Origin of the sequence: Wolbachia endosymbiont (group A) of Dendrolimus pini, assembly GCF_964026835.1 — a bacterium.
GTDB classification, from domain to species: Bacteria; Pseudomonadota; Alphaproteobacteria; order Rickettsiales; family Anaplasmataceae; genus Wolbachia; species Wolbachia pipientis.
Genome location: NZ_OZ034702.1, coordinates 188,394 through 204,652, shown reverse-complemented (window position 1 = coordinate 204,652; position 16,259 = coordinate 188,394). Strand labels below are relative to the sequence as shown.

Sequence of the window (16,259 nt, the reverse complement as noted above, 5' to 3'; positions counted from 1 at the left end):
ACATTAAGAAATTTACTAAACAGAAAAAAAGGCAAAAGAAACCCTAGGGTAGCTAGTTATTCACTATCCATTTTTTAAGTTGGCGTTTTTTTATGTTTTAAATGCTTTATAAGCGCATTTTAGCTTATATTAGGTAAAAACCTAGAAGTTTTATAAAGACATAAGGTGCACATAGTGCAAAAAATTAAACATGAGACGCCAGATACGTGAGTTTTTTTGTCATTTAATCTGTACAGAGAAGATAAATAAATAGCTTCAGTTTCATGATAAGGGGGCTGGCGGAGTTTGTCAAGTAAGTTTTTCGTTTCTATAGCTACTTGAATAACGGCTACAATGTTTGTACAGCTATGTACATAGTGCTGGAACCCAAAAAAAGAACCAAGTAGCCTTGGCTACTTGGATGACAAAAGGTAATACAAGAAATCTATTGGCTCTCGTATATCTTAGTGAAACTTAACAAGTTTATCTATAGTTTTAGTGATGATTCTTGGAGTATCCGGAGAAACTGCTGAGCTCAGCCTATTTAACCGCTCTATAGCGAACTCGCTATTCTCATTTGCTATGAAATCACATAAAATATTTTCTATATCCTTAGTAACACTTTCATGCTTTCTCAGAGGATGATTATGTGGATACCTACTGATGGTTTTGATACTGGAATACTCAACAAAAGCTTGATCCTTAAAAGCAAGTTGTCTCAATTTCTCTTTGAATTTTCCTTCTTCCTCTTTTGCTAAAAGGCGAGACTTTATCAGTGATTTTATAATCAAATTTATAGCTTGATGTATTTCAGAATGCACTATAACTTTAATGGTATTTTCTTCTACTATACAATCATAAATATTTTTTTCGCTCTGTAACGACTCTATTAATTTCTTGCTACTTTGTGAATTCAATTCCAAATTCTCCTCACTCATAGGAGTTATTATGAAGGTGTTCTTACTCACTCTGATGTTAAATTGTGGAGAGCCTTCAGAAAAGGAAAATGCTACATCCTTAAATTCAAGTGCATGATTGTATGCAGCAAAAAGGGTGTGTGCTATAACACTGCTGGGCACCTTCATTCCATGTTTACTCAGGTGGTTCAATACATTTTCAACCTCATGATATGTAAAGTCTGTATCTTTTAGCAATTCAACAACTTCTATGCCGTTGTGTTGTTTATACTCTATTCTCACTTCTTCTGTAAAAAGTGTTTTAGCTGCTATATGTTTATCAAGCACTGTGAAAATCTTGATGAAATTCTCTAAATCTTGTTTGTTAACTAATTCGATACTAATTAAGTTTCTGCTAATAATTGAAATATTTTTTGTCATTTTTTCCCACTAAAAAAACTCACTGAATGAATTGTATTTTTAATTCATTAAGAATTGTTTAAAGTGAGCATACTAGTTTTCATTTACGTATTACACGACAAAACAAGATAAAAAGTTACATAAAATCATCATGTGGTATAACACACTCTCCACATTCATCATTGCTGTTTGTGTAGGTTGTGACATCAGTGTGATTGTCATTATTATTTAGCATATCATCCAACTTTCCTTCTTTTTCAAGATCCATCAATTTGTCACACCCCCCAATGTGCTTATCGTTGATAAAAATCTGTGGAACTGTTCTAACGTTATACTTTGATTTTATGTCGTTAAATAGATCTGAGTTTTTGAGCACATCAATTTCTTCATACTTCACACCTTTTTTATCTAGTAAATCCTTTGCCCTTATGCAGTATGGACAGCCCTTCTTTACATATATCACAACATTTTTCACAATTTATCTCCGTAGCTTACTAAAATATAGTTATTATATATAAGAAACATGTAAAAACATCAAATTGTATGAAAATTATTTATAATTGTGAGCAAGGAATAGAAAATAATATAGCACTAACCTTCGGAAATTTCGATGGCATTCATTTAGGACACGAGTTTGCAATTTCTACTCTAAAGAAGGTAGCACAAGAAAGAGGATTACCCTCTGCAGTTTTAACTTTTGAGCCTCACCCATCAACTGTTTTATTTGGTAGAAACAATTTTAGGTTAATAGACCAAGAACAAAAAAAGGAACTAATCAGCAGCTATGGTATAGATTACTTATATATTATTAATTTTAATAGAGGTTTTTCTGAGGTTAGCTGCGATGACTTTATCAGTGAGATTTTAATAGATAAATATGGCGCTAAACACATAATTGTCGGAGAAAATTGCACTTTTGGTCATAAACGATTGGGTAATATATTAACTCTAGAGAAATATTCTGAAATATATGGATACTCTTTGACTAAATTAGAGCCATTAACAATTGACGGCAAAATTTGCTCTTCTTCTTCAATAAGGGAGTATGTACAAAGGGGCGAAATAGAAATTGCTAATAAATTGCTCGGCAGGCCTTATCAAGTTTCTGGTGTTGTGACAAAAGGTGCATGTAGAGGTAGAGAAATAGGATTTCCAACCATAAATATTCCTATAGAAGATTGCATGATAAAACCTAAGTTTGGCACATATTACGCTAGAGTGACTTTTCCTGATAGTAATCCAAATTGGTTATATGGAGTAGTCAATATTGGTATGAGACCTACTTTTAAGGATCTGAAAAAGCCTATAATAGAAATGCACATATTCGATTTTGATGAAGACGTATATAGTCATAAAGTCAATATACAACTTTTAAAATTCATAAGGTCAGAAAAAAAATTCCATAGTATTGAGGAGTTAACAAAACAGATAAATTATGATATACTTAAAGTTTATAGGTTAAAGGCAAATTTATGAAAAAGTTATGCTTAGTTGTTATATTAATTATAGTATTGATTGACCAAACGAGCAAATTGTACATAAACTCATTGATTGATGAAGGAGAATCAATTGAGATCGCTAGTTTTATAAAACTAGTTGAAGTTTGGAATTCAGGTATTAGTTTTGGAATGTGTAGCGCTTTACCACATGGCGGTTTCTTTTTTTCAGCATTTTCAATACTAATAATTGGTATACTTGCATATTTGATATACAAGTCTGACGATCAGTCAACTTACCTTGGTTTTTCTCTGATGATTGGTGGAGCAATCGGAAACGTAGTTGATAGGATCTATTGGGGAGCTGTATATGATTTCATATATTTTCATATTGATGATTGGTATTGGCCAGCCTTTAATTTAGCAGATTTATCTATAGTTTGTGGAATGTTTACATTGTTATATAAGTGGTATATATACGATATGCTTATTTCTAAACAAAATGAGGAATAAAATAATTGTTTTTATATTAGGTCGAAATAATGCTTCATAAGTTTTTTAGTTTTCTTATACTACCTGTACTTTTTTTTACTTACCCAATTTCTTCGAATGCTTTAAACATAGAGCACAACATAAAATATACTAAACTCAGTAACGGACTAGATGTTTATGTTGTTTCTAATCATCGGATTCCAGCCGTTTTACATGCAGTAATATACAAAGTTGGGGGAATGGATGATCCAATCGGCAAAGCAGGATTGGCTCACTACTTTGAACATTTAATGTTTGAAACTACAGGGAAGTTCACAGATATAGAAGCCACTATGAGTAGCATTGGGGCTCAATTTAACGCATTTACCACTAAAGAATATACCTGTTATTTTGAGTTGATCCCCAAAAAAGATTTACCACTGGCAATGGAAGTTGAAGCAGATAGAATGGGAAACTTTAATGCTACTCAAGACAAAATAGATAGAGAAAAAAACATTGTACTGGAAGAAAGAAAAATGAGATTTGATAACCAACCTCATAACTTGTTGTGGGAAGAAATGGATAGTGCATTTTACCGTAATGGCTATGGTAGATCTGTTATTGGCTGGGAGAGCGATATCAAAACTTACAATCAGGATGACATAGTGAGGTTTCACGATAGTTATTATCACCCTGGTAATGCAATATTGCTGATTGTGGGTGATGTGGAGTTTGATGAAGTAGTGAAATTAGCAGAAGAAAAATATGGCGAAATTAAAGCTAAGCCTGTAATGAGACATTACCCAAATCAGGATCCAGTGCATAATGCAGGTCTATCGGTGACCTTAGAGAGCACTGAAGTAAAAGAATCAGTTTTATATTTTCGTTATCGTGTTCCCTTATTTGATCACATAAATGAAGCCTCTGCTGCTCATTTAGCGGTTGACATTTTAGGTGGCGGCAAATCCAGCAAACTGTATAAAGATTTGGTTTTAGATAAAGATGTGGCAGTATCAGTGTTTGCTTATTATAATAGCCTAGCTTTTAGTGATGGCTACATTGATATTATGATAATTCCAAAAAGTGGCGCTAATTTAGATATTGTTGAAAGAGAGTTAGATAATGCTATTAATGGCTTCGTATCTAAAGGGGTGACGAGCGAGGAATTACAAAGCTCAAAATATAGGTATAAGGCAGCACAGTTTGATAATCTATCTGACTTAACTCATATAGCGATGTTCTATGTGCCACACCTTGCACTTGGTATTCCACTTGATGAAATAGATATTTCATATAGCAAGATTAATGATGTCAATCTAGAGGATGTAAATAATAAAATCCGTGCTATTTTTTCTGCTAATAAGTTAATTGGTCGTTTATTACCAAAAGGAGATAATAATGAGAATAAGTAAAATTATATTTCTATTTTTTTTCTGTCTAGGCTTTAATTTACAAGCAAGTGGTAACCTAAATATAGAGGAGGTCACTACCCGTAAAGGATTTAAGTTTTTATTTGTAGAAAATCATGATTTGCCAAAAGTTTCACTAAATATATCGTTCAAGGATGCAGATTATGTGTATGAGAATAAGGAAAAACAGGGGCTTGCTTGGTTTACTTCTCTTGTAATCCAAGAAGGGGCAGGAAAAAATGATGCCAAAGATTTTGCGAAAAAGCTTGAAGATAAAGGGATTAGTTTAAATTTTATTGCTGATTTAGAAGCATTTAGGGTTTCATTAAATACTTTGTCTGACAATCTAGAGGAAGCAATTTCATTACTGAGCGATACTATAATGCGTCCTAAAGTTGACCCTGAAGGGTTGAATAGAGTTTTCGAGAAAGCCAAAGTTGATTTTAATAATCTTGAAAAAAATCCTTATTTTGTTGCTGGAAAAGAATTAGATACGTTATTGTTTAAAAAACATCCTTACTCAAAAAGTGTGTACGGTACTCTTGATACTATAATGAGCATTACTAGAGACGATGTTTTAACATACATAAAGCGTAATTTTGCTAAAGATAACATAGTTATCAGTGTTGCTGGTTGTACAAAAAAAGAAGAAATTATTACGCTATTAGATAAATATTTATCTAAATTGCCGTCAAAAAGATCAAAAGTTAGAAAAATACCTGTAAAAAATAATTTTGGTTCTGCAGAAAGTAAGAATATTTTTATGGATATACCACAGAGTGTGATACTTTTTGCTCAAAAAGGTATAGCTTATGAAGATCCTAATTATTATAACGCTGGTGTCTTAATTGATGCACTTGGTGGCATGAGGCTGAATTCAATATTAATGACAGAACTGAGGCAAAACTTGGGTATTACTTATGGTGTTTATGCAAGTATTATTTCCAATAAACATGGAAATATTATATCTGGATTTATAAGTACTGATAGTTCTACTGCTGGCAAAGCTATATCAGCAGTAAAAGATACATTTAGCAGAATAAAAAAGCAAGGAATTGACGAACAATTGTTCAAGGATGCAAAAATTGGCTTGGTAAATAATCTTGTCCTTTTCCTGTCCAATAACACAAATACAGCAACGCTGCTAGATAATATGCAGATAAATGATCGTGATGTTAACCGTATAAATAATTATGCGAATATCATTAATGATGTTAAATTAGAGGAAGTAAACGAACTGGCAAGTTCTTTACTGGAACCTGAAAATTTATTTTTTGTTGAAGTTGGAAAAAACGCTCAAGGTCAATAATTATTACAGTCATATATCTTCTGCTATTGACCTTACTGCTTCTACATAACACTTATGCTCCTCAGCTAGAATGCGTTCTGAGAGGCTTTGAATATCATCAGCTGGTAACACTGGTACAACAACTTGAGCAATTATGGCTCCAGCATCAACTTCAGGAGTGACATAATGTACAGTACAACCTGTAATTTTTACACCTGCTTTTAGAGCTTGCTCTTGAGCGTTTAGGCCTTTAAAAGACGGAAGTAAAGAGGGATGAATATTTATCACCTTGTTATGCCATTTACTCAGAAAATCAGCTTTGAGAATTCTCATAAACCCTGCAAGGCAAATTAAATCAACCTTATGTTGAACAAGTATTTCGTGAATTTTACCAGCATCAAGCGGTTTATCTTTAACAATAAACGCTGAGATTCCTGCTTGCTCTGCTATTTTCAGACCAGCAGCTTCGCTATTATTTGTGATAACACATGCAACTTCTGCGGAAAAATTCTGATCTTGACATGCTTCTATTAAGGCCTGCATATTCGACCCCCTACCTGAAATTAGTATTCCGAGTTTTATCTTTTTCATTATAGCACAGTTAGTTTAGAATTTAGTTAATACTAACAAAACAGCTCAAAAGGAAAACTTATTTTATAGCAAAGAAGGCAGACTAAACTCTTTATATAAGTGGACCTCTAATTTTGGACCTCACTGGACAACACAAAATAACGAATAGCCCCATGTACCCAGCTAAAACTAGCTTTAATGCTTAGATATTGTGCTATTTTTGTATAATATACTACTATAAGTATATATTTTTGTAATCGCGTTATTATTTATTTAACAAAGTATTAGTATAATTTATTACACTGGATTAAATGGAGAAAGTTCAATGAGTAAATTACCGAACAATGCAAAAATAGGTAAATCTCAGGTTACTCAGTGGGAGGTAATAAAAAATTGTGAATATGCTGATAATTGCTTGTCAAAAATAGTAACTTTGTACGTTATTAGAATAACTCAGCTATCAGATTTTTATACGAGTGACGAACCTGAAATTAACACTGTTTTAGCAAGAATAAGCGTGACAAGTGAAAATGTATTTTTAAACAAGGCTACTACTATTGAAGTTATGGAAGGTATTTTTCCGTATAAATTCAACAGCAAGAAGAGAAATAACGTATTAAGGTTAGAAGATTTGTATAATTATTTATGTTCTATTGTTAACAATAGCCTTCCAAAAGAAATGCTTGAAAGTCTTGTAAGGGAATATAAGGATGCTGTTAACTTATTTAAAGCAATTACTTAACTGAACGTAGTATTTTTAAGATTTTATTTTCTATTTCAGAAATGCCGCTTTCAAGATCTTTATCTATCAAATACATGGTAGAGAAATATGTTTTCTGCTTACTTTCAACATTGATAGTTAAAGTTCCGGGAGTGATTGTGACTGAATTGGCAAATAACGCAATGCTTTCATCATTATGCCCTTTGCATTTTCTTAGGATAATGATTGGCTCAAGCTTAGATTTGAGTTGTAGCACCTTTTTTGTTACATAAACACTTGATAAAATGATTTGGTACATTAACCATGGTATATAACTTACTAACTTATAAAACGACAGTCTACTCGTACTATTTAAAATCTGGCTAAGAGCTCTTTCAGCGTTTATCAACCTTCTAAAGATAAACGATGTGAATATACAGGAAAACACTCCACAAAAAATAAAAAACGGCTCAAAATAACCAGACAATACAGTCCATAGAACAAATAAAATTATAAATGACAGAGAAAAAAACTTGATTTCCTTCCTAAAGTTGAGGTTTTTCATAGTCTGTAATATAACTAAAATGACTCTTTAAGGAAAGATAATAACGAATATTTAGGTTCTTGACTTCTATGTTAAAAGATATAACAACTAAGTTATGTATTTTAAGTGAGGAAGTTATGGAATATAATAAATTTATGGAAATATTAAAAAAAATAAATGACCTTTCAGATTTGAGCAAGGACAATATAGTTGAAAAAATAAAAGCTAAGTTACAAGAAGAAGATCCAGATTTATGTCAAGAGTGGGAAAAGAGTAAACCTGACAATGATAGTGGATCTGGCATAAATTACATATTTACTATATCTCGTGGTCAAAATTCTAAGGAAGTCAAATTGTTACATCTTGCTTCTTATTGGAACTGTGCAAATGTAGCAAAAGCTCTGATTGAAAACGGAGCAGATATTAATGCAGAACATGATAATAAAATTACTCCTTTACATATTGCTGCTCACTATGGCCACGAAGATGTAGTAACCATTCTAACTGGAAAAGGAGCAATTGTTGATGCAAAAAATGGTGATGGATGGACTTCTTTACATTTTGCTGTTGAAAAGAACCACAAAAATGTAGTAAACACTCTAATTGGAAAAGGAGCAAATGTTAATGCAGAAAATGATAAAGGATGGGCTCCTTTACATCTTGCTATTACAAATGGCCACAAAGAGATAGTACAAGTTCTATCAAAAGCAGAAGGAATCAACGTTGATGCAAAAAATAGTGATGGGTGGACTTCTTTACATCTTGCTGCTGCAAATGGCCGCAAAGATATAGTAGAAACTCTAATTGAAAAAGGAGCAGATGTTAATGCGAAAGACCATTATAAATGGACTCCTTTAACATTTGCTTCTCAAAAAGGCCATAAAGCGGTAAAAGAAGCTCTATTAAAGGCACAAGAGAACATCAAAGCTTTGCATTCAGCTGTTAAACATAATAATGAGGAGGAGGTGAAAAACCTATTAAATAAAGGAGTAAACGTTAATGCAAAAGATGATGATGGATGTACTCCTTTACATCTTGCTGCCAGAGAGGGCTGCGAAGATGTAGTAAAAACTCTCATTGCAAAAGGAGCAAATGTTAATGCAGAAGGTATTGTGGACGAGACTCCTTTACATCTTGCAGCCAGAGAGGGCCATAAAGATGTAGTAGACATTCTAATCAAAAAAGGAGCAAAGGTTAATGCACAAAATAATAAAAGATATACTCCTTTACATATTGCTGCTAAAGAGAACCGCATAGAGGTAGTAAAAATTCTAGTTGAGAAAGCAGATGTTAATGCAAAAGGTATTAAGGACAAGACTCCTTTACATCTTGCTGCCAAAAAGGGCCATAAAGATGTAGTAGACATTCTAATCAAAAAAGGAGCAAAGGTTAATGCACAAAATAATAAAAGATATACTCCTTTACATATTGCTGCTAAAGAGAACCGCATAGAGGTAGTAAAAATTCTAGTTGAGAAAGCAGATGTTAATGCAAAAGGTATTAAGGACAAGACTCCTTTACATCTTGCTGCCAAAAAGGGCCATAAAGATGTAGTAGACATTCTAATCAAAAAAGGAGCAAAGTTTAATGCAGAAAATGATGATAGATGTACTGCTTTACATCTTGCTGCTGAAAATAACCACATAGAGGTAGTAAAAATTCTAGTTGAGAAAGCAGATGTTAATATAAAGGATGCTGATAGATGGACTCCTTTGCATGTTGCTGCTGAAAATGGCCACGAAGATATAGTAAAAACTCTAATCGCAAAAGGAGCAAAGGTTAATGCAAAAAATGGTGATAGACGTACTCCTTTACATCTTGCTGCTGAAAATGGCAAAATAAAAGTGGTGGAAGTTCTGCTACACACTGAAGCAGACCCTTCATTAAAAGATGTTGATGGAAAAACGCCAAGAGACCTTACTAAATATCAAGGTATAATTCAGCTTTTAGAGGAAGCGGAAAAAAAGCAAACGTTAAAAAATGAGAATAAAAAAACGCCAAAGGATCTTACTGAAAATAAAGATGTAATGCAGCTTCCAGAGAAAAAGGAAGAAAAACAAATTGGAAAAAATGCAATTGTGAAAGAAAAAGAACAATCTGCAAAAAATGCAATTGTAAAAGGTGTTATTGTGTGTTTTGTAACTGCAGTGATAGTTGGTGTTGCACTTGCATTTGCTACTGCCCTATCTGTACCAGCAATAATTGGACTAGCTGCAGGATCTGCGCTCATAGTTGGTGCTGGTCAATATATAATGTCAAAGCCTAAAACTGAAATGAAAGAAGTAAAGGAACTTGTGCCTAGAGAGACAGAAAAAGCACTTACTTGATTTTTGTTATCCTGTTGCTATCAGACTAGCCTGGCACCTTATATTTATTGGGATAACTGTTTTATTATGAATTAAGTCAAAAACTCTGTAATATATTGAAGCTTAAAGATATCTTTAGATATGGAAGTTATTGCAGAAAATAGGAAAGCAAGGTTTGAATATTTCATCTTAGAAGAATTTGAAGCGGGTATGGTCTTATTAAGCAGTGAAGTTAAATCGCTAAGAGAAAGAAAAGTAAATATTTCCGACGCCTACGTTGTTGAAAAGAATAGCGAAGTATGGCTGCACAATATGCATATTGCAGAATATAAAGCTGCGAACCGAAAAAATCATAAACCAAAAAGGGAACGTAAATTACTCTTGCATAAAAAGGAGATAAATAAACTAATTGGTCAAATCAAGACTGCTGGGATAACTGTTGTGCCGCTTTCGGTCTATTTTAACGATAAAGGATTTGCAAAAACTAAAATTGCCATTGTAAAAGGAAAAAAACTCTACGATAAGAGAGCAACCATAAAACAGAGAGAGTGGGATCGTGAAAAAAGTAGATTGTCTAAAAATAATTTATAGCAAAATATGTCTTTAAATCCAGTAATTTTCAGCATCGGTCCTGTTTCTATATATTGGTATTCCTTAGCCTACGTTTTGGGTATAGTGTTTGCATATTGGTATTTACATAGGCTAGATGACCAAAAAATATTTACTAAGAATTTTTACGATTCGTTATTAACAGCCACTATTGTAGGTATTATCCTTGGAGGTAGACTTGGCTACGTATTGATATATGATCCAGTTCTTTATATAAGCAACCCTATTGAGATATTGAAGACCTGGGAAGGAGGGATGTCATTTCATGGTGGTGCTATAGGAGTTTTGCTTGCAGTAATAATTTCGTGTAAAAGACATAATATCCCTACATTTTATGCACTGGACCTAGTTTCTTGCGGAGTTCCCATAGGTTTATTTTTAGGTCGCATAGGCAATTTTATAAACGGAGAGTTATTTGGCAGAGTTACAACTATGCCATGGGGTATGGTATTTCCAGAGAGTGGTGATAATTTGCTGCATCATCCAAGCCAGCTTTATGAGGCACTTTTTGAAGGACTGCTACTTTTTGCAGTTGCAAATTCACTGTTTTTCTTAACTAGAATAAGACTGTATCACGGTGCGTTAACTGGTATTGCAGTTATGTGGTATGGAATAGCACGTTTTTTCGTTGAGTTTTTTCGCGAACCAGACTATCAAATTGGCTATTTGTGGCTTGATTTAACTATGGGGCAGTTGCTTTCTATACCTATGGTTTTGCTAGGAATGCTTGTATATCTAGGCGCATTAAATTTAAAATTTAATACGAAATCTGTCACATAGAGAAAAGGTGAGTTCAATAGAAAAATGTAGCCAGAAGCCCCACATTATGTACAATTGTACGAATTTTCTGCGTTGCAGTAGAATGAATCGGTGGGCTTTGTTGCATCGCTAGCTATGATGGATTAAAGATAAAAAAGGTGGAGAATATCAGTAGCTTATTATTCTGGTATTTATAACAAGAACGGTCAGTGAATACCTAAATTTGAGTAAAAGAAATTTCACTACCACTCACTAATCTGGCTAAAATTCAAGAATTTCAATGCTTTAGCTATTTTCAATAGAATTAAATTTATTAATATAAATAACAAATTACTATTCTTAAATTTGATCAGATTGATTGCAAAAAAACAAGATTTTCAATAAGTTGCTTATAATCCTAATTATAGTTAGCCTTTCATAAGTAGCAATGCAACAAAGCCATCCCAGTGTCAGCTACTTTCATGACACCATTTGCTGTGCAGTTTACCTTCAAAAATGAATGTTCGTACAGCTATGGAATGAATCGCGGTATGACGTAGCTTCGCTATAGGCAATGAAGGAAATATTAACTATACTTCTTTTTACCATTGTTTATATTTCCTATTCACATATATTAATATTTTACTCACTTAAAGTAAGCTAACTACCGTTATTAATATTTTTGTAATAAAAATTGTATATGGTGCATGTAATCAAATTAAGAGGAAGATTGTGGAAATTACGCCATCAATAAAAAAAGAATTGAAGCAAAGTACTCTATATGTTTGCCTAGAAAAATGCAAAAGTGCATTTTGGTTTATCTTTTGGTTTAGTGCGGGAATCAATTTATTAATGTTATTCCTACCACTTTATACCTCTCAAGTGCTTGATCGGGTGATATCGAGCGAAAGTGTATCAACACTAACTATGCTGACAATTATCACTTTATCTGCATTTGCATGTTCTGCAATGCTTGAAACTTGTCGATATTTAGCCATGGCAAAAATAGGTGATTGGATCGATAAAACTGCAACACCAGATCTGATAGTAAGGTCAATCAGGCTAACGTCAGTGCAGAGCTCAACTTCAAGTGGTGAAGCAATACGAGATCTCGGAGTGATAAAAAATTTCATTACAGGAAATGGTATATTCTCACTGTTTGATACTCCATGGTCGTTAATTTACCTTGTTGTGATTTTCATGATACATACCTCCACGGGGTTTATAGCTATTACTGGAATTATTATATTAGTCTCTATGGCAATATGGAATGAACTTGCCACTAAACGAATATTACAAGAAACCAACGAAGAAACTATACGGAATATCAATGCTATAGATGTTGCAACAAGAAATGCAGAAGTGGTTGAAGCTATGGGCATGTCAGAATTCATAGTCTCTGATTGGTGTAAACGAAATGATCAGAACCGAGCAATGCAAATTAAAGCACAAAATCGCTCTAATGTAATTACTGGAATCACTAAATTTTTGCGCTCAACTCTGCAAATATCAGTGATTGGAACAGGTGCATTACTTGCAATCACAGCTCATAAGACTGCCGGTAGCATCATCGCTGCTTCAATTTTAATGGGTAGAGTATTAGCACCATTTGATGCTGCGGTTCATACTTGGAAGTTTTTAAATCAGGCTAGAATGTCATATGGAAGGCTACAAAGACTTATATTAACATCGCCAAAAAGAGAGCAAACGATGGCTCTACCAGAACCTGAAGGAAAATTGGAATTTGATAGAGTATTTTTTACTCCTTATGGAAGCAATAAGCCGACAGTAAAAGGAATATCATTCATTATAGATCCTGGAGATGTAGTTGGTGTTATTGGTGCAAGTGCTTCTGGTAAATCCACTATCGCAAAATTAACTGTTGGTGTATGGAAGCCAATATCTGGTGTAGTCAGACTAGATGGCGCTGATGTATATACTTGGAATCGAGAAAATTTTGGTAATTATGTTGGCTACTTACCTCAGGATATTGAGTTATTTAACACTAGTGTCAAAGCTAATATTGCTCGCATGAGGCCAGATCCAAATCCTGAAGAAATAATCAAAGCAGCAAAAATTGCAGGAATACATGAACTAATACTAAGCTTACCAAATGGATATGATACAACAATAGGAGGTCCTGGAGGAGTAACGCTCTCTGGCGGCCAAAAACAGCTTCTTGGACTTGCCAGAGCTTTTTATGGTCACACAAAACTTTTAGTACTTGATGAACCAAACGCTAACTTAGATAGCAATGGAGAGGCATGCTTAATTAATGCAATTGGCATTGCAAGAAAACAAAATACTACTACTGTTATCATCACTCACAAGCTACCGTTATTGTCCGTAGTTGATAAGGTGATCCTCATGTCAGATGGTGTCATTTACGCTATGGGACCAAAAGATGAGATTTTGAGCAAATTAGTTGCTCCATCATCAAGTACCACAGAAGATGAGCGCTCTTCAGCAAATGGTTAGTTTACTTACAATAAATTCTGTATCTGAAATAACAACTGTTCCAGAAAAATATATATTTCTTTACCATTAGAAATAATATTACAAGAATAGTAAATAGATTAATAACTCTTATTAATTAAAGTCAATCGGCAGATATAGCTAAAGTGGCTTAGGTTTACCTACAATTTGAAAAACAACAAATTCGTCTTAATGAATTTTCTTAATTTGTTATCTAAATAACTTAATATTAGTGGTAATTTTATAAAAAAATTATAATATAAATAATGTTGCTGCGAAAATTTATAACAATATTTCCCTCTAACGTTTAATGAATTTCAATAAATTGCCTTTTTAATTCTAGATAAGTATATGCTTTGTTAATATGTTTAGTTCAAAATCCAAAAGTAAGTTTATGCTTTCTATTGGAGAAGAAGGCATAATGTTACTATATTTTAAAAATAATACTTTAAATAAAAGGTATTTTGTTAAGGGCAAAAACGATAAAGCAGTTTCCGATTTAATTTCATGTCTTTCGTCAGATAAAAAAGCACCTTTATACCTGGTGCTTAATCATGCAGATCAAAATTACTCGCTACAGTTTATTACAAGGGCAAACAAGATTAGTGCCTATCTATCAGCAAAAACAAAGATGGAGCATTTTTCTCGTAATAATGACATAAGTTCAGTTTTTTTGGTTGAGAAGCCAAACAAATTCAATCAAAACTGGTGCTATCTTCTTGTTTCATCAAAAGCAAAGCATTTAGTAGAATATTGGTTGAATGTGTTTATTGAGATAGGCTCCAACTTTAAGGGAATATTAATGTTTCCTATAGAAATAAGTAATATAACAAAAAAGATTCTACATAAAGATCCTAATAATTGGAAAATTATAGTTGCTGCAACTAAAACGGGAGGCTATAGACAAGTGGTTCTTAAAGAGAATAAAATGGTATTTACGCGCTTAACATCATTTACTAATGATAATTTACCAGGAATTATCGCTGGTGGAATATATCAGGAAGTGCAAGATACTATTCGATCCTTAACTAAGTTTGGGTTTGAAAAAAATAACCCTATCGACCTTTGTATCATAGTGTCAGAAGATATCAAAGCTAGTTTATCAGTCATAAATTTTTCAGAGAACAGTGTGAACATATTAACTCCATATGAGTTAGGCAAACTATTAGGAGCAGAACTAGCTATAAGTGAAAAAGATAACTTTTGCGATACCATAATTTTGTTTCATAGCTTTAAGAATAAATTAGCAGCTATTTTTAATACAAAGGAAACTAAAGAATTTTATCTATTCAATTACCTTTATTTAAACTCTCCTCGAATTTTTCTATACTTCGCCCTGGTTTTAGTTATAACAAACACCCTTTGTTTGCTAAATTTGTATTCAAATTTCAATGTCGCTGATAATTTATCAGCAAAGCAGAACACCTTAAATAACCAATTAACAAAACTTAGCCAAAGCTATAATGTAAAAAAAATAGATGAAATTTATGATTTTATTAATATCAATAATATTTTATCAAAAATAGAATACTCTCCTCTTACACAAGTTAAGTATGTAGAAAAGTTAAAAATACCAGGTATAGAGCTTCGATCATTTGAATGGAATTATAATGAGGCAAAAAGTTATATTACCACAACTTTAAAGTTTAATTTTCAATCCGGTAAAAATATTTCTCATCAATACGAGAAACTACGAAAAAATTTAAACGATAATTTTCGTACCTATGACATTAATATTTCTAGCTTACCTGCTGCTAAAGAGCAAAATCTATCTATTGATGTTGAAATAGGAGAGGCAATGTAGATTAATGACTATCTCTCAATTAAAAAGAAAAGCTACAATTCAGTTTATATCGTATTTGTTATTATCTGTTGGATTAATAGGGTTATTAACATATGTTGTTATCTATAACGAAAAGATTTATAATAAAAACCAAATTGCGATTGATAAAATACGTTCTATTAATTTACAGATTACTGGAATTCAAAAAAAGGAAGTTGTTCTAAATAAAAACCTAGATTTATGGAAAAAAATTTCTTCTTCAAATTTACATAGTAGCAGATACATTGCAAATTTAAATTTCGAGCTTAGCAAGTTATATAAAAAGCACTATATATTAGAACCTGAAATATCAATTTCTATACCCGAAGAAGTTGAGCTCCACAACAAAAGTGAACGCACAAAAGTAATAAAAAGTGAAGTGGTCCTAAATTTAAGCTCAATCAGCGATAAGCATATTTTTTTATTTCTACAGTCTATTCCAAATCTGCCCGGTTATGTTATGATCAAATCTCTTATTTTAAATAAGCAGAGAAATATTGATGCTGCAACTATGAATCAGATTTTGAATGGTAATATGATAGAGATAGTGAGAGCTAATATAGTCTTTGATTGGTATACTATATTAAGTAGATAAG

15 protein-coding genes are annotated in these 16,259 nt (G+C 32.7%); 11 read left to right on the top strand and 4 right to left on the bottom strand.

The window, feature by feature from the left end; genetic code table 11:
- Positions 1-443: 443 nt before the first annotated feature.
- On the bottom strand, positions 444-1,316 hold the full coding sequence (locus AAGD66_RS00945) for a hypothetical protein (RefSeq protein WP_007550039.1): 873 nt from the start codon (positions 1,314-1,316) through the stop codon (positions 444-446).
- A 115-nt stretch (positions 1,317-1,431) separates the two neighbouring features.
- Positions 1,432-1,770, bottom strand: coding sequence for a glutaredoxin 3 (gene grxC, locus AAGD66_RS00940; RefSeq protein ID WP_007550037.1), 339 nt, complete (start codon positions 1,768-1,770; stop codon positions 1,432-1,434).
- Between the two features lie 68 nt (positions 1,771-1,838).
- Here grxC and ribF point away from each other — a divergent pair, with 68 nt between their 5' ends.
- The 4 genes from ribF to AAGD66_RS00920 are packed head-to-tail and all read left to right on the top strand — an operon-like array spanning position 1,839 to position 5,920.
- The gene (gene ribF, locus AAGD66_RS00935) at positions 1,839-2,771 is read left to right on the top strand and encodes a riboflavin biosynthesis protein RibF (protein ID WP_010082493.1); all 933 of its coding nucleotides are present in this window, start codon (positions 1,839-1,841) and stop codon (positions 2,769-2,771) included.
- Positions 2,768-3,244 (top strand): signal peptidase II, encoded by a 477-nt coding sequence (gene lspA / locus AAGD66_RS00930; protein ID WP_006279329.1) that lies wholly within the window; start codon positions 2,768-2,770, stop codon positions 3,242-3,244. Before ribF ends, lspA begins: the two co-directional genes overlap by 4 nt.
- 29 nt (positions 3,245-3,273) lie before the next feature.
- Entirely contained in the window at positions 3,274-4,614 is a 1,341-nt protein-coding gene (locus tag AAGD66_RS00925) for a M16 family metallopeptidase (RefSeq protein WP_265024447.1), read from the top strand.
- Complete coding sequence (locus tag AAGD66_RS00920) at positions 4,601-5,920, top strand: M16 family metallopeptidase (RefSeq protein WP_265024448.1); 1,320 nt, start codon at positions 4,601-4,603, stop codon at positions 5,918-5,920. Before AAGD66_RS00925 ends, AAGD66_RS00920 begins: the two co-directional genes overlap by 14 nt.
- Positions 5,921-5,929: 9 nt before the next feature.
- Here AAGD66_RS00920 and purN read toward each other — a convergent pair whose 3' ends face one another.
- Positions 5,930-6,490 (bottom strand): phosphoribosylglycinamide formyltransferase, encoded by a 561-nt coding sequence (gene purN / locus AAGD66_RS00915; RefSeq protein WP_010082490.1) that lies wholly within the window; start codon positions 6,488-6,490, stop codon positions 5,930-5,932.
- Between the two features lie 304 nt (positions 6,491-6,794).
- On the opposite strand from purN, the gene AAGD66_RS00910 reads away from it, so the two are divergent.
- Positions 6,795-7,211, top strand: coding sequence for a hypothetical protein (locus tag AAGD66_RS00910; protein WP_010082489.1), 417 nt, complete (start codon positions 6,795-6,797; stop codon positions 7,209-7,211).
- On the opposite strand, the gene AAGD66_RS00905 is transcribed toward AAGD66_RS00910, so the two are convergent.
- Positions 7,204-7,734 carry a Na+/H+ antiporter subunit E gene (locus tag AAGD66_RS00905; RefSeq protein WP_006280659.1) on the bottom strand — a complete coding sequence of 177 codons (531 nt, stop codon included), beginning with the start codon at positions 7,732-7,734 and terminating at the stop codon, positions 7,204-7,206. The two genes, AAGD66_RS00910 and AAGD66_RS00905, sit on opposite strands and share 8 nt — an antisense overlap.
- Positions 7,735-7,802: 68 nt before the next feature.
- Between AAGD66_RS00905 and AAGD66_RS00900 the strand changes: the two genes are divergently transcribed.
- From AAGD66_RS00900 to AAGD66_RS00875, 6 genes are all read left to right on the top strand, one after another.
- Positions 7,803-10,040 carry an ankyrin repeat domain-containing protein gene (locus AAGD66_RS00900; RefSeq protein WP_341814480.1) on the top strand — a complete coding sequence of 746 codons (2,238 nt, stop codon included), beginning with the start codon at positions 7,803-7,805 and terminating at the stop codon, positions 10,038-10,040.
- Between the two features lie 120 nt (positions 10,041-10,160).
- Positions 10,161-10,610, top strand: coding sequence for an SsrA-binding protein SmpB (gene smpB, locus AAGD66_RS00895; protein ID WP_007548863.1), 450 nt, complete (start codon positions 10,161-10,163; stop codon positions 10,608-10,610).
- Positions 10,611-10,616: 6 nt separating this feature from the next.
- Positions 10,617-11,408, top strand: a complete 792-nt coding sequence (gene lgt / locus AAGD66_RS00890) for a prolipoprotein diacylglyceryl transferase (RefSeq protein WP_264724009.1) — start codon at positions 10,617-10,619, stop codon at positions 11,406-11,408.
- Positions 11,409-12,098: 690 nt separating this feature from the next.
- On the top strand, positions 12,099-13,844 hold the full coding sequence (locus AAGD66_RS00885; RefSeq protein WP_015589192.1) for a type I secretion system permease/ATPase: 1,746 nt from the start codon (positions 12,099-12,101) through the stop codon (positions 13,842-13,844).
- A gap of 361 nt (positions 13,845-14,205) precedes the next feature.
- Positions 14,206-15,645: a hypothetical protein gene (locus AAGD66_RS00880; RefSeq protein ID WP_015589193.1), complete on the top strand. Its 1,440-nt coding sequence runs from the start codon at positions 14,206-14,208 to the stop codon at positions 15,643-15,645.
- Positions 15,646-15,649: 4 nt separating this feature from the next.
- Positions 15,650-16,258, top strand: a complete 609-nt coding sequence (locus tag AAGD66_RS00875; RefSeq protein ID WP_015589194.1) for a hypothetical protein — start codon at positions 15,650-15,652, stop codon at positions 16,256-16,258.
- Position 16,259: the final 1 nt, after the last annotated feature.

Bases quoted from the DNA above. Each gene is read 5' to 3' on its own strand.
- purN (WP_010082490.1), bottom strand. From the start codon at position 6,490: ATGAAAAAGATAAAACTCGGAATACTAATTTCAGGTAGGGGGTCGAAT.
- AAGD66_RS00880 (WP_015589193.1), top strand. From the start codon at position 14,206: ATGTTTAGTTCAAAATCCAAAAGTAAGTTTATGCTTTCTATTGGAGAA.
- AAGD66_RS00925 (WP_265024447.1), top strand. From the start codon at position 3,274: ATGCTTCATAAGTTTTTTAGTTTTCTTATACTACCTGTACTTTTTTTT.
- AAGD66_RS00900 (WP_341814480.1), top strand. From the start codon at position 7,803: ATGTTAAAAGATATAACAACTAAGTTATGTATTTTAAGTGAGGAAGTT.
- AAGD66_RS00905 (WP_006280659.1), bottom strand. From the start codon at position 7,734: ATGAAAAACCTCAACTTTAGGAAGGAAATCAAGTTTTTTTCTCTGTCA.
- lgt (WP_264724009.1), top strand. From the start codon at position 10,617: ATGTCTTTAAATCCAGTAATTTTCAGCATCGGTCCTGTTTCTATATAT.
- AAGD66_RS00910 (WP_010082489.1), top strand. From the start codon at position 6,795: ATGAGTAAATTACCGAACAATGCAAAAATAGGTAAATCTCAGGTTACT.
- smpB (WP_007548863.1), top strand. From the start codon at position 10,161: ATGGAAGTTATTGCAGAAAATAGGAAAGCAAGGTTTGAATATTTCATC.
- ribF (WP_010082493.1), top strand. From the start codon at position 1,839: ATGAAAATTATTTATAATTGTGAGCAAGGAATAGAAAATAATATAGCA.
- AAGD66_RS00920 (WP_265024448.1), top strand. From the start codon at position 4,601: ATGAGAATAAGTAAAATTATATTTCTATTTTTTTTCTGTCTAGGCTTT.
- AAGD66_RS00945 (WP_007550039.1), bottom strand. From the start codon at position 1,316: ATGACAAAAAATATTTCAATTATTAGCAGAAACTTAATTAGTATCGAA.
- lspA (WP_006279329.1), top strand. From the start codon at position 2,768: ATGAAAAAGTTATGCTTAGTTGTTATATTAATTATAGTATTGATTGAC.
- AAGD66_RS00875 (WP_015589194.1), top strand. From the start codon at position 15,650: ATGACTATCTCTCAATTAAAAAGAAAAGCTACAATTCAGTTTATATCG.